Origin of the sequence: Bradyrhizobium sp. CCBAU 51765 (genome assembly GCF_015291725.1) — a bacterium.
Taxonomy (GTDB): domain Bacteria; phylum Pseudomonadota; class Alphaproteobacteria; order Rhizobiales; family Xanthobacteraceae; genus Bradyrhizobium; species Bradyrhizobium liaoningense.
In genome coordinates this window covers 657,662-670,039 of record NZ_CP030038.1, presented here as the reverse complement: position 1 = coordinate 670,039, position 12,378 = coordinate 657,662, and the positions used below count along the sequence as shown (strand labels likewise).

Below are 12,378 nucleotides of genomic sequence, written 5' to 3'. Positions count from 1 at the left end.
CGCCGCTTTGCGGCTTCCTGGCTTGCCACTTCCTTGCACCAGCCGGCAACTCCGCGAGCAGCATCTCGCTCACCATCGCAGGGGCAATCCAATTTGGCCGGGCGCATACTGCGGTCAGCGGCAGATGTTGCCCCGGCTGTTGCCCCGGCGATTAAAGATACAACATCCCGATAGGCAGATTCTGTATTAAGCCATTGTAATCACTGGCGATCCCGGGAAGACTCGAACTTCCGACCTACGGTTTAGGAAACCGCCGCTCTATCCGGCTGAGCTACGGGACCGCGGAACCCGTGGGTACGGGTTCGGTCCCGTCATAGCAGAGCAAAATGCGGTTCGCCAGCCGTCAGGCGGGCCAGACCATCGTCAACCTGAACGGGGCGGCTATACAATCGCTTCCAGGTCCCTCTCGGCGGAGCAGCCCACATGATCGAGAGCATCAGCGCCATCACGCTCGGCACCCATGACATGGCGTGCGCCGTGCACTTCTACCGCTCACTGGGGTTCGAGCTTCTCTATGGCGGCGAGGCCGCGGCATTCACGAGCTTTCGCGCCGGCAGCGGCTATCTCAACCTGACGGCGCAGCCGGACGACAAGCGCTGGTCCTGGTGGGGCCGCGTCATCTTCCATGTCGCCGACGTGGACGCGACCTATCAGCAGGCGCGCGCTGCGGGATGGCAGCCGTCGACCACGCCCCGTGATGCCGAATGGGGTGAGCGCTACTTCCATCTCACCGACCCCGACGGCCATGAGCTCAGTTTCGCACGGCCGTTGCGCGGCGCGTGACCGAGGCGTTGGACATAGAGGTCTGTTCTTCCACTACTTTTCCATCTGGCGGAACGAACCTTGCTTTGGGCCACCGCCCGATGCATGTTTGCCTCCGTCGTGCCGGAGATCGAGACCCCTCGAGGTGAGCTATGAATCTTCCGCAAGAACCAGATCTTTTGATTGAGAAGGATGCGGACGGGGTTGTTCGTGAGTTGCGCCATCTGCAGACGCCGGCGGTGGGAGACCCTGGCCAATCCGCGAAGCTCGCGGCTCTCGATTATCTGAGACTGGCGTCCCACACCCGCCCGCCTTTGCTTCCGCTCAGCGACGACGACTTGGACCACCTACAGCGCACGACCGAGCCCGGTGAGCGGTCGTGGTCCACTAATGCACGATTTGCATGGGCAGCGCCCCGTGAACTGAAGAGGAATGACAAGCTCGAGACGACAATCGTCTGGGTGCAACAAACAGTTCCGGTCAGGAATTCCAAAATTGCCGTCGACGTCGAAGGGAGCAGCCTTCGACTCACCGTGCATCGGGACCAAGCGAGCAATAGGCCTCTCATCACAAGTGTGCGTTCGACGCTTCTCGATGAGCCCGATCTGCCGGTGGCTGAACCCGACGTCGTGCTTGTGCTAGGTGGCCTAAAGCAGGAGTGGGCCGACGAGTTGAAGGAGGATTTTGCGCTGGAGCTGCTTCGCTCTGTTCTGGGTCTTGGCCGATCATTCGGAGTCTCCGAGTTGCGGATCCTCGCGTATGAGCGTGAGCGGGCAACCGGCCGGCGGAGCGGCAAATTAGGCCTCGCCCTCAGTGCCGCGGTGATGCCGGTGGCGAGCGGTGACTTCATTGCCCAGCGGGTCTTGATCGATCTTCCGAGTCTCAAGCCTGTCCGCAAGTCGCCCATCGTGTCGGCTTGCGCCGGATATGCCTTCCTCATTGATCCCGCTAGCAAGACGGGCGGCTTCAAGCTGCGCCCCGACAGCGCCGCTGACTTGCTCGATCACGAGCGCGATCCGGTCGAATTGCTCGACCTCGATCACGCCGGTGGCGGGCATCGGAAGCTATCGGGGCCGCGCGTGGCCGTGCTGACGCCGGCGGCCCTGGGTGATAAGTACGATCCGCCGGTGCAGCGGCCCCCCTTTGCCTTCACCGCCCGATCCAATGAATTTGCAGCGGTCAGCGCCTACTGCCATTGCGATTCAATGATGCGATTGGTCCAGGGATTCGGGTTTGTCCTGAGAGATCATTTTGGGAAGGTTGCACTACCGCTGACCGTCGAACATCGGGCCAAGATGTTGACTGGCCCGGGAGCCCGCGACGGCCGGGGCATCAATGCCTATGTGACCCCGTTCCACGCCAACAAGGCGGGGACAGAGTGGGACGTCAGGATGCTGTTTGGGCTTGCGGATTTCGCGGACACTTGGAGACACCCTTTCGGGCTCGTCGCCGACGTGCGCTTCGTATGGCACGAATTCTGTCACGTCCTGATCCTGGCCGCGACTGGCTCGACCGAATTTGACTTCGCCCACAGTGCGGGTGACGCGCTCGGCGCGATCATGTGTGACCCGGCATCAAAGCTCTCGGAGAGCCGTGGCGTGACGTTCCCCTTCATCCAACTTCCGTTGCGGCGGCACGACCGTGACGTCACGAAAGGGTGGGGTTGGAACGGCACTCTGTATGAGAAACCCGATCCGACCTACGGGCCGCGCGATCCCGCCGGCTACAACTCCGAGCAGATCCTGTCGAGCACCCTGTTTCGGCTTTATCTCGCCGCAGGCGGTGATGCGGTTCGCCCCGACGGGACAGCGGATGTCGACGCCCGCACGGCGACTGCTTATTACATTGCCTACCTCGTCGTACGCGCGATCGCCTCGCTCGGCGCCGTCACGACGCAACCGACCCGTGAGGCGAGCCAGTTCGCCACGTCCTTGATGGACGCCGACGTCGGCACGCCTTATCTCGCCTACGACGGATCGCGGCGGCTGGGCGGTATGCTCCATAAGGTTGTCCGCTGGTCTTTCGAGAGACAAGGCCTGTACCAGGCACCTTCGGCTGCTCGATTGGACGAGCCAGGTAATCCGCCGCCGATCGACATCTACGTCAATGACGGTCGTGGTGGGCAATACACGTACTGCAACCACTGGCACGCACTGCCTGCCGTTGTCTGGGTCCGCAACGCCGCGGACGGCAAGCCGGATGACCAGACGCCGCGCCCGGGCCATGTCAACTATGTCTATGTCAAGCTTGGGAATCGCGGCGCCCAGATTGCAAACTCGGCATCGGTGAATGTTTTCACAGCACTCGACCACTATGCTGACACTTGGGATACCCAGTCGGGACAGTGGTCGTCAGTGAACGGAAACAATACAACGATGGATGTTTCACCCGGTGAGCCCTCTGCGATCTTTGGGCCGTTCGAGTGGACACCACAGGCTGGAAAGAGAAACGCCTTGCTCGTCCGCGCGACGGTCGCAGGCGACCGCAGCAACATTGATGCGGGGTCTAGTTTGCCTGTAGCTACAGGCCCGGTGCCCATCGCAGGCCTTGTCCGGAGCGATAACAATCTCGGCTATCGGGAGTGGGACGTCACGTAGCGCCTGGCGAATTCGATCGAACCTGCCAGCGAGCATCGGACAACGTTGCCGACAGGAGCCGCTCGCGTGGCTCCCTCCCCCCGCACTGTAGCAGAGCCGATAGTCGAACCGGTTGTTCGCTAGCTCCACTCCCCCGCAGCTTTCGTGAATAGGTCTTTGATATCATTGCAGTGAGACATGATCTTTGCCTTGCACCTCATGGCGATGAACTCGCCTGCTTCGGAATCGCTTCGGTAGTGCACTCCCGCCCTTTCGCGGTTGAGCGCGACCCGCTCAGCAAGCCAGTGCAGCTCTTCCTTGTAGCCAGGCGCTACTTCCTCGAGGAATAGCGACATGAGCCAGCTCTGTAGAGAATGTCCGCTTGGAAACGAGGCGTGCGCCGGCGGACCGAAGCCCGGCAGCAGGCCTGGACACACGAATGATGGCCGCGGCCGCTTGTAGTGGAGCTTGTAAAAGGCGGCCACGATCTGGCCAATTCGAACCGCAAGATTCATGACCATCAGCGTATGGTGGTGCTCACGATTGTTGACGGCCATCAGACTCACCCAATAGCCGGGCGCATTGTCATGCTGCGCCACTATTTCCACCATATAGCGCTCGCGATCGGTTTGCATGAGCTGCTGGAGCTGGATAATCTCGCATCTGACAAACTTCTCGAAGTTCGCATTCCTGCTTGGGTCCCAATTGAGCAACTCGGGACGCTGCGCGGCAATCTCTGCATCGATCTTGTCCCAATCGGTGCCTCTTATGAACTCCGCGATGTAGAGCAGACAGAGGACGTCGGGATCCCACGGCCCGACCCTGTTCTTCCAGGATGCCGTCGGCAGCAATTCCTCCGGAAAGCTCGGATCCGTGTTCGGACCGAGGTTGTACTGCAAGGTCAGAGGTCGGAAGCCGAGCTCGGGAGGCGTGGCACCGAAGGCCATTCCCATTCCCATTCCCATTCCCATGCCCATCCCCATCCCCATCCCCATCCCCATCCCCATGCCCATACCCATACCCATGTCATCCTCCGGAGCTGTTGTGCGGGAACCTGTATCTTGTAGGAGGCCACCAAGGACCACGGCGCACTTGTCGCGCCGTCAGCGAGGCAACCCAGCTTCAATCAATCGTTCAGCAAGTAGAGCAAGCCGGTCCGGCTGCTTGATCGGATACCAAGTGCAATATTTCTCAACCGAGAACGAGGGATCGATCCTCATGTGCGTGGCGCCAACTTCGCGCGCCCGCTGGATAGAACCGGCGGCCACGAGGCTCGCGGCAAGAAGCCGCAAATTCGCGGCAAACCGCGGAGCAGCTGCCATGACCTTCGTGCCCCAATGAACGGCGTCGTCGAAGGTCTCATTGGTGTAGTGCGCATTGGTGAGCGCCGACTGATAGAAATAGGCGTAGGGATCGAGCGGCGACAGCGATATTCCGTAGGACGCGCGCGCCACGGCACGCGGTCCATCGCCGAGATAGCAGTATGTCGATGCGCTCAGGGACCACGCAATGGCCGAATTGGGCGTTCCCCAGATGGCACGGTCGAAGGCATCGAGGGCACGGTCATACGCGCCGAAGAGGAAGGAATTGATGTGTCCGAAAATGGCGAGTGCGACCGGATCTGACGGCTCGAACTCGAGCGCTCGCGCCGCCAGCCTGAGCGCTTCTTCCGAATCCGCCTTGAAGTCGGTGGAATGCCCTTCGCCGATGTGCAGGATATACCACTTGGCCATCAGGGCATAGGCTGCTGCATATTGCGGATCGTATTGCAGGGCACGCTCGAACAACACCCGCGCCGCAATCATGTCATCGTGACCGAGGCGGTACAGGCGATACATTCCCTGCAGAACGAGATCATATGCGTTCATGCTTTGCGGAATCTTTCGCTCGGCATGCTTCAGCTCGGAAATATGAATGTGCGGAAGCAATGCGTACGCGATGCTGGTCGCGATATTTCCCTGAACGTCAAATAGCTGCGCAATCGACGCTTCGTATTGATTGGTCCACAGCATCGAGCGCGTATCGACGTCGATCAGCTGCACCCGTAACCGCAACTGCTCGCCGTGTCGCGTCAACGTTCCAGTGACGAGATATCGCACGCCCAGGCGATGACAGACGGTCGCCGGATCGATCGCAGGATCATTGAAACCGAGCGTTGATGTGCTGGACACGACAAACAACTCACGAATACCCGCCAGCGAGGCGACAATGTCGTGAATGATTCCCTGCGAGAGATAGGCATCCTTCGGATCGAGGCCTAGCATTTGGAGGGGCAATACCGCCACTGACGGCTTGAGCGCGTGGGCTACCGATACGGTCGGAGGCCGCAATCCCTGATGAGCGATCTTGAACGCGCGAATGCGCCGCTCGATATTCTTGAGCGTGAGAAACCCGAGATCGGCGGCCTGGTAACGGAGATGATCCTTGACCTGATCATGAATCGCGCCGGAGATCACAATACCGCCTGGTCCGGCAAATTCCTGCAGTCGGGCCGCAATATTGACCCCATCACCGTAAATGTCGTCGCTCTCGGCGATGATGTCGCCGACGTTGGCGGACATTCTCAATTGCAGCGCGTCGCCGCCGTCGGGCGAGATTTCGGCCAGGTGATGTTGCGTGTCGAGTGCGAAACTGATCGCGTCGACCGGATCGCCGAATTCCAGGAGCAGGCCATCCCCGGTGCTCTTGATCACGTGACCGCGAAATGAGGCAACGCGCGGTTCGAGAACGTCGGCTCGCAGCAACATCCACCGCTTATGCGTGCCTACTTCGTCGCTTCCCATGAGACGGGAATATCCGACGACATCGGTGAACACCGTGGCAGCGATACGGCGAGTGGGTCGACTCTGATCCGAGTCGCCGTCCGGGGAACTGTTGTCGACTCTGATCATCACAGCTCAACAACTCTTGGGCGTACAACCACCGCGCGGAAACGTAGCAAACAGCTATCGGCAATCAAATGCAAGGTCTGCTATCAGCTGACGCCCCCAATATGATGGCGATTTCCGCGGCAGAGCCGCCCAATCGCCTTCATCGATACCGGAAGTGGCAGAGTAGGCTCCTGCAATCTTACACAACCAGACGGCAATTTCCATCAAGGCAGAGCTGGGCCGCCTTGGCAGGTGCCGCATGGCCGAGCAGCACCCCGTCTGCTTGCAGCTGAAACGCCGCTTGGCCCTACGCCCTGATATTGTTGTCCCGCACCACCTTGCCCCAGTAGGCGACCTGCTTGTCGAAGAAGGTCTTGAAGGCAGCGCCGTCCTGGAGCAGCAGCGTCATATGCTGGGTGTCCTTGAGCTGGGCGGCGGTCGCGGGCTCGCTCAGGATCTCCTTGGATGCCGTCGCCATGGCCGCGACGACATCCGGCGGCGTGCCTGCGGGCGCGAAGATGCCCCACCAGGCCAGCGTCTCGAAATCCGGGAAGCCGGCCTCGATCGCGGTCTGAGTATCAGGCAGGGCCGGCAACCGCTCGCGGCCGAGTTGCAGGATCGGGCGCAGCATGTTGGTGCCGAGCTGGGCGGCGACCAGCGCCGCCGATCCCGCGATGAGATCGACATGGCCGCCGAGCACGTCGTTCATGGCCGGGCCGCCGCCGCGATAGGGCACGTGCATGATCTCGACCCCGGCCTTGTTGCCGAGCACGGTCATGGCGAGATGGCCGAGCGTGCCGATGCCGACCGAGGCATATTTCACCGCGCCGGGCGTCGCCTTGCAGGCCGCGACCACGTCGGCAAAGCTCTTGTAGGGACGGCCGGCGCCCGCGGCGATCACGTAAGGCGCGGTGCCGATCAGCAGCACCGGCATCAGCTCGCGCTCGACATCGACCGGCGGCTTGTCGAGGATGGCCGGGATCACCGCATGGGAATCGAACGTCACCAGGAAGGTCGAGCCGTCCGCCGGGCTCTTGGCGACCTGCGCCGCGCCGAGCGCGCCGGCCGCGCCCGATTTGTTCTCCACCACGACGATGCGGTTGAGCTTGGTCTGCAGATTGCTCTGCAGCAGCCGCGTCATCGCGTCGGTCGAGCCGCCCGGCGGGAACGGCACGACAAGCGTGATCTTTCCGGCCTGTGCCGCAGCGGGCGCCACGGCGAGAATGGCGGGCGCAGCCAGGAACGTGCGTCTTGTGATCCTCATGGTCCCCTCCCTGTGATTCTTGCGCCCGGCTTTTTGCTCTTTGGCGCTCGAGCATGATGCCGAAAAGCTAGCGGCTTTCCGGAAAGATCATGCTCCAGATAGATACCTGAAGCGCCAAGCGCTTCAGGTCGTTCCGAAACCCGACCCTGGTTTTCTGTATTCTGGCCGAGGCGGACTGAAGATGTCCAGCACCCGGGCGCCTTCGGGGCCGGCGCGCATGGTATGCGGCACGTTGCCGGGCGTGCGCCAGAAGTCGCCCTTCTTCACTCGGATCTCCTCATCGCCCTGGACGCGGATGGCCGAGCCGTCGAGCAGCAAGCCCCATTGCTCCTCGGGATGGTGATGCAGCGTGCCCTGTGCATGCGGCGCCAGCGTCACCACCGAGAGCATCGCCTGCTCGCCGGAGAAGATGCGCGTCGTTACTCCGCTTGCGAGCTCGCGGAACAGCCCGTCGCTGGCATCGTCGACGTTGTGGAATTCGTCCTTCTGGCTCACGCCATCCTCCCCTTCACGCGTGTCCGATCAGGCTTTGCCATAAGAGCCCTGGTAGCGGCCCTCGCGGATTGCCTTCAGCGTCTCCTCCTCGCGCGCGACCTGGGCGCGCACCGCGTCCAGCAGCGCTGCGGCACCGGCGGCAGGAAACGACACCACGCCGTCCTCGTCGCCGACGACGATGTCGCCGGGCGAAATCACGCTGCCGCCGACGGTGACAGGCACGTTGATCTCGCCGGGGCCGTTCTTGTAGGGACCGCGATGGATCACCGCGCGCGCATAGCAGGGAAAGTCGTCGGCCGCGAAAGCCGCGACGTCGCGGATCGCGCCGTCGATCACATAGCCTTCGGCTTTGCGCCACTGCGCGATGTTCTTCATGATCTCGCCGACCAGCGCTCGCGCCTCGTCGCCGCCGCCGTCGACCACGATGACGTCGCCCGGACCGACCAGGTCGAGGGCGCGGTGGATGGCGAGATTGTCGCCGGGCCGGGTGCGCACGGTGAAGGCCGTTCCCACCAGCTTGCCGCCGCGATGATACGGCCTTAGCCCCACCGCGCCCGGCAACCGGGCGAGATTGTCAGAGATCACCGAGGTCGGCGCGTCCCTGAAACCTGCGATGATATCGGCCGGCGGCTTCGGCACGCTGCTCGCTGCAATGGTGATCGTCATGTCAGTCCTTCCGTGTTTGTCTTACTCGACCTGCGCCCGCGCCTTCGCCGGCCAGATCCGGAAAACGCGTCCCTCCTTCATCCACGCCGCGCGCTCATCGCGCAACAGCGTGCGGCGGACTTTACCGGAATCATCGCGTGGCGGAGCGCCGACGAACTCGAAGCTTTCAGGATGCTTGTAGCGGCTGAGCCTGTCCTTCAGGAAGTCGGCCATGCCGTCGGCGATGGCCTGGCCGTCGGCATCAGGCTCCGGTTCGATGATGGCATGCACGCGCTGACCCAACTCCGGATCGGGCAAGCCCACCACGACGCAGGAGCGCACGCCGAGAGCCTCGGAGACCGCGGCCTCGACCTCGGCCGGATAGATGTTGGCGCCGCCGCGCAAGACCATGTCGGCGAGGCGGTCGCCGAGATAAAGATAGCCTTCCGCATCCAACCTGCCGATGTCACCGAGCGACTCCCAGCCGTCGGCGCGGCGCTTCGGCTCGGCACCGAGATAGTGATAGGTGGCGTCCTTGCCGTCATTGTTGAGGAAGTAGATCTCGCCGGTTTCCCCCGGCGCGACGTCGTTGCCGTCCTCGCCGATGATGCGAAGCTTCGCCATGTCGCCGATCTTGCCGACCGAGCCCTTGTGCGTCAGCCATTCCGTGCCGGAGATGATGCAGGCGCCCTGGCGCTCGGTGCCGCCATAGAGCTCCCAGATCCGCTCGGGCCCGAGCCAGGCGATCCAGTTCTCCTTCAGCCAGGGCGGCATCGGCGCGGCCATGTGGAAGACCGTCTGCAGGCTCGACACATCGTAGGCGTTGCGCACGTTCTCCGGCAGCGCCCAGATCCGGTGCATCATGGTCGGCACGAAATTGACCCATTGCACGCGCTCGCGTTCGATCTGGCGCAGCGTCTCCTCGGCATCGAACTTGGTAAGGCCGGTGAGCTTGCCGCCGACGAACAGGGCGTAGTGCGACACGATGAACGGCGCATTGTGGTAGAGCGGGCCGGGATTGAGCAGCGAGACCCCGAACGGGATGTTGAGCGGCGGCGCGGCGACCGTGTCGGTCACCGCCGGCTGATGATCGAGGATCACCTTGGGACGGCCGGTCGAGCCGCCCGAGGTCATCGCTTTCCAATAGCGCGCCACCGGCGCATTGAGCGGCTCGTCCGAGAAACCCTCCGGCACGAAGTCCGCAGGCAGCCGGTTCGGCGCATTCCAGTCGGCCTCGCCGCCGACCACGAGCGCCGGCTTGAGAATGTCGAGCACCGCGGCGGCTTCGCCGCGCGGCAGCCGCCATGACAGCGAGGTCGGCGTCGCCCCGCACTTCCATACCGCAAAGGAGGTCTCGAAGAACGTGTTGCCGTTCGGCAAGCCGATCGCCACGAAATCGCCGGGCTTGACGCCCCTGGCCGCGAACGCCCGGGCGCGCCGGTTGGCGCCCCGCTCGAGCTCGTCCCAGGTCAGCGTGTCCTGCCCGTGACGGATGGCGATCGTGCCATGCGGTTTACGTTCAGCGTACCAGCGCGGCACGTCGGACAGGGGCAGCAGCATCAGGCGTTTCCACTTCGTCTTCTTGGCGACGCCTCGGGAGTGAGGCGCTCACGGCATGAGTGTAACAGTCTGCCGGCAGGGCGCTGTGACTCCGGCGCCACGTCAAGCACAAAATGTCAGCATTGCAGCCATGAAATTCCCGAATTCCATGGGTGACAAGGCGGCGATAAAGGGGCAAAAATCCGTCTCGACTCAGTTCGGGTTGAGTCCTGCAAGGAATGCTCTCGTAGAATGTCGGCCGTGGCTACATCGCGTCGTGCGGCGCTGCTTCTTGTGACCGCGGCAGGGTCTCTCCTGCTGACGCATGCGCATGCCGAGGCGCAATGGTGGAAACGCTCGCCGGTCGATTTCGAGGAATGCGCCGACGCCGCCGAGAAGGCCGCAACCAAGTCCGAGAAGACTGCCGCGCTTGCCGATTGCAACGCCAAGTTTGCCGGCCGCCGCAAGCCGGGCGGCGGCTATTCCTATTACGACTTCCTTCAGGATCGCACCTTCGACATCGCCGGCCCCAATCCGACGCCGGAGGAACAGAAGAAGATCGACGAAGCCTACACCGCCTATCTCGCCAGCCAGCGCCGCAGCAATGAAGCGGCCCAAGCCACCGCTCGCCAGCAGCGCGAGCAGCAAGAGCAACTGGTGCAGCAGCTTCAGCAGGTTGCACTGCGAACCGAAGTCGAGCGCGTGCCTATTCCGGTCGAGCGGCCGAAGGTCCAGCAGGTCGCAGGCCCGAGGCCGAAGGGCGCGCCCTGCACCAAGGGCTCGTTCTCCTGCGAATGGCCGCGGCTATCGGAAAGCTTGAACGATCTGAAGAAGCTGTTCAACCCGACCCCGAGCAAGCCCGCGAAGAAGGGCTGAGCTAGCCACCGCAAAACTCCGCTGTCGTGCCGGACAAGCGTAAGCGCAGATCCGGGACGACAGCGGAGTGTGGAGCGTCAATTCGGCTGCTTCTTCTTGCTGCGCTTCGGTTTGACCGGCGGCGTGCTCGTAGGCTCCGTTACCGTCGGCGAACTACCCAACTGCGAGCGGCTCTCCTGCAACCGCCTGTCATAGCCGGGCGAGTTCATGACCGTCGGCGGCCTGGCGTAGGCGAGCGTCGATGCGGCGCAAAGCGCGGCAAGTGCAAGCCCGATCATCAAACCACGCTTCATCGCGTTCCTCCTTCGCACTCACGCCGACCCGCGAATCTGCTGCGGCGTCAGCCGCGGCGGGCCGTTGCCGGCCGTCTCAGCCTCCTTGATCAGCGCAACAATGCGGCGCATCAGCGGCACGCTGACATTGTTCCGGTCGGCGAGCGCGATGACCGCGCCCTGGAGATAGTCGATCTCGGTCTTGCGGCCCTGCTTCAGATCCTGCCACATCGAGGAGCGCGCCTCGGGATCGATCTTCATCGTGCGCCCCAGGATCGCTTTGAAGATCGCATCGGGCAGCCGCAGCAAGGCCGGAGACCACCTCATCGGGATCGGCGTCGCCGAGACCGGCGTGATGCCGGCCGCCTTCAGCGCGGCGAGCCCCTCGGCCATCTGGTCGGCGAACAATCTGCGCCAGTCGCGGCTGGCCAGCTGCGCGGCGAGCGGCATGTCCGACAGCGCGCTGAGCGCGTTGTTCAGGTTGATGATCAGCTTGCCCCATTGCACCCCGGTGATGTCAGCGCTCGCGCGCATCGTGAGGCCGGCGACCGAGAGCTTCCCGGCCGTGTTCTCCGCATCCTCCCCAATATGAATGTCGCCGGAGGTCGAGCGGTGGAAGCGGCCCTCGCCCATCGCGATCACGTTGAACGGCACCATGCCGGCCAGCACGCGGCGGCCGCCGAGCCGCTCGCGCAGCACAGCGACGTTGCCGACGCCGTTCTGAAGCGAGACGATGACGGCATCCTCAGGCGCATGCTGCGCGATCTGCTCGGCGACAGCGGCGGTGTCGGCGCTCTTCACCGTCACCAGCACGATGCCGGCGCTGTGGAAGATCGAGGGATCCTCCGCCAGCGCCAGTTGCCCCGCGCCGAGCCTCTTCTCGGAGCCGTCGAAATCGGTCAGAAGCAGGCCGAACCGTTCGATCTCGGTCTTCACCCGCGGCCGTACCAGGAGCGCGACGCGGCGGCCGGCGGCCGCCAGCATGCCGCCGACGAAACAGCCGATGGCGCCCGCGCCGGCGACTACGATCGGTCGATTTGTCATACCTCGCCTTGATTAACCTGAACGGCCCGCCTTCG

At 63.2% G+C, this 12,378-nt stretch carries 11 protein-coding genes and 1 tRNA gene; 3 read left to right on the top strand and 9 right to left on the bottom strand.

All coding sequences use genetic code 11. The annotated features are described in order from the left end of the window. Nucleotides 1–204: 204 nt before the first annotated feature. Nucleotides 205–281 (bottom strand) — tRNA-Arg (locus tag XH96_RS03145). 142 nt (nucleotides 282–423) lie between these two features. Between XH96_RS03145 and XH96_RS03140 the strand changes: the two genes are divergently transcribed. Then, the gene (locus XH96_RS03140) at nucleotides 424–783 is read left to right on the top strand and encodes a VOC family protein (protein ID WP_194391008.1); all 360 of its coding nucleotides are present in this window, start codon (nucleotides 424–426) and stop codon (nucleotides 781–783) included. Nucleotides 784–914: 131 nt separating this feature from the next. After that, complete coding sequence (locus XH96_RS03135) at nucleotides 915–3,359, top strand: hypothetical protein (protein ID WP_194391007.1); 2,445 nt, start codon at nucleotides 915–917, stop codon at nucleotides 3,357–3,359. Nucleotides 3,360–3,478: 119 nt separating this feature from the next. Here the strand turns inward: XH96_RS03135 and XH96_RS03130 are convergent, their stop codons facing one another. The 6 genes from XH96_RS03130 to XH96_RS03105 form a co-directional block, all read right to left on the bottom strand. After that, nucleotides 3,479–4,363 (bottom strand): phosphatase PAP2 family protein, encoded by an 885-nt coding sequence (locus tag XH96_RS03130; protein WP_194391006.1) that lies wholly within the window; start codon nucleotides 4,361–4,363, stop codon nucleotides 3,479–3,481. Between the two features lie 78 nt (nucleotides 4,364–4,441). Further along, nucleotides 4,442–6,229 carry an adenylate/guanylate cyclase domain-containing protein gene (locus tag XH96_RS03125; protein ID WP_194391005.1) on the bottom strand — a complete coding sequence of 596 codons (1,788 nt, stop codon included), beginning with the start codon at nucleotides 6,227–6,229 and terminating at the stop codon, nucleotides 4,442–4,444. A gap of 286 nt (nucleotides 6,230–6,515) precedes the next feature. Continuing rightward, a complete protein-coding gene (locus XH96_RS03120) occupies nucleotides 6,516–7,472 on the bottom strand; it encodes a tripartite tricarboxylate transporter substrate-binding protein (protein WP_194391004.1) in 957 nt (318 codons plus the stop codon). Between the two features lie 123 nt (nucleotides 7,473–7,595). Then, nucleotides 7,596–7,967, bottom strand: coding sequence for a cupin domain-containing protein (locus tag XH96_RS03115; protein WP_194391003.1), 372 nt, complete (start codon nucleotides 7,965–7,967; stop codon nucleotides 7,596–7,598). A 27-nt stretch (nucleotides 7,968–7,994) separates the two neighbouring features. After that, nucleotides 7,995–8,633: an RraA family protein gene (locus XH96_RS03110; protein WP_194391002.1), complete on the bottom strand. Its 639-nt coding sequence runs from the start codon at nucleotides 8,631–8,633 to the stop codon at nucleotides 7,995–7,997. Between the two features lie 21 nt (nucleotides 8,634–8,654). After that, nucleotides 8,655–10,172, bottom strand: coding sequence for an AMP-binding protein (locus tag XH96_RS03105; protein ID WP_194391001.1), 1,518 nt, complete (start codon nucleotides 10,170–10,172; stop codon nucleotides 8,655–8,657). 231 nt (nucleotides 10,173–10,403) lie between these two features. On the opposite strand from XH96_RS03105, the gene XH96_RS03100 reads away from it, so the two are divergent. Then, a complete protein-coding gene (locus XH96_RS03100; protein ID WP_194391000.1) occupies nucleotides 10,404–11,027 on the top strand; it encodes a hypothetical protein in 624 nt (207 codons plus the stop codon). 77 nt (nucleotides 11,028–11,104) lie between these two features. Here XH96_RS03100 and XH96_RS03095 read toward each other — a convergent pair whose 3' ends face one another. Continuing rightward, nucleotides 11,105–11,320: a hypothetical protein gene (locus XH96_RS03095; protein WP_194390999.1), complete on the bottom strand. Its 216-nt coding sequence runs from the start codon at nucleotides 11,318–11,320 to the stop codon at nucleotides 11,105–11,107. Nucleotides 11,321–11,338: 18 nt separating this feature from the next. After that, on the bottom strand, nucleotides 11,339–12,343 hold the full coding sequence (locus tag XH96_RS03090; RefSeq protein WP_194390998.1) for a 2-dehydropantoate 2-reductase: 1,005 nt from the start codon (nucleotides 12,341–12,343) through the stop codon (nucleotides 11,339–11,341). Nucleotides 12,344–12,378 lie beyond the last annotated feature (35 nt).

Excerpts from the sequence above, each read along its gene's own strand:
- XH96_RS03140 (WP_194391008.1), top strand. The coding sequence starts at position 424 with ATGATCGAGAGCATCAGCGCCATCACGCTCGGCACCCATGACATGGCG.
- XH96_RS03135 (WP_194391007.1), top strand. The coding sequence starts at position 915 with ATGAATCTTCCGCAAGAACCAGATCTTTTGATTGAGAAGGATGCGGAC.
- XH96_RS03130 (WP_194391006.1), bottom strand. The coding sequence starts at position 4,363 with ATGGGTATGGGTATGGGCATGGGGATGGGGATGGGGATGGGGATGGGG.
- XH96_RS03125 (WP_194391005.1), bottom strand. The coding sequence starts at position 6,229 with ATGATCAGAGTCGACAACAGTTCCCCGGACGGCGACTCGGATCAGAGT.
- XH96_RS03120 (WP_194391004.1), bottom strand. The coding sequence starts at position 7,472 with ATGAGGATCACAAGACGCACGTTCCTGGCTGCGCCCGCCATTCTCGCC.
- XH96_RS03110 (WP_194391002.1), bottom strand. The coding sequence starts at position 8,633 with ATGACGATCACCATTGCAGCGAGCAGCGTGCCGAAGCCGCCGGCCGAT.
- XH96_RS03105 (WP_194391001.1), bottom strand. The coding sequence starts at position 10,172 with ATGCTGCTGCCCCTGTCCGACGTGCCGCGCTGGTACGCTGAACGTAAA.
- XH96_RS03100 (WP_194391000.1), top strand. The coding sequence starts at position 10,404 with ATGTCGGCCGTGGCTACATCGCGTCGTGCGGCGCTGCTTCTTGTGACC.
- XH96_RS03095 (WP_194390999.1), bottom strand. The coding sequence starts at position 11,320 with ATGAAGCGTGGTTTGATGATCGGGCTTGCACTTGCCGCGCTTTGCGCC.
- XH96_RS03090 (WP_194390998.1), bottom strand. The coding sequence starts at position 12,343 with ATGACAAATCGACCGATCGTAGTCGCCGGCGCGGGCGCCATCGGCTGT.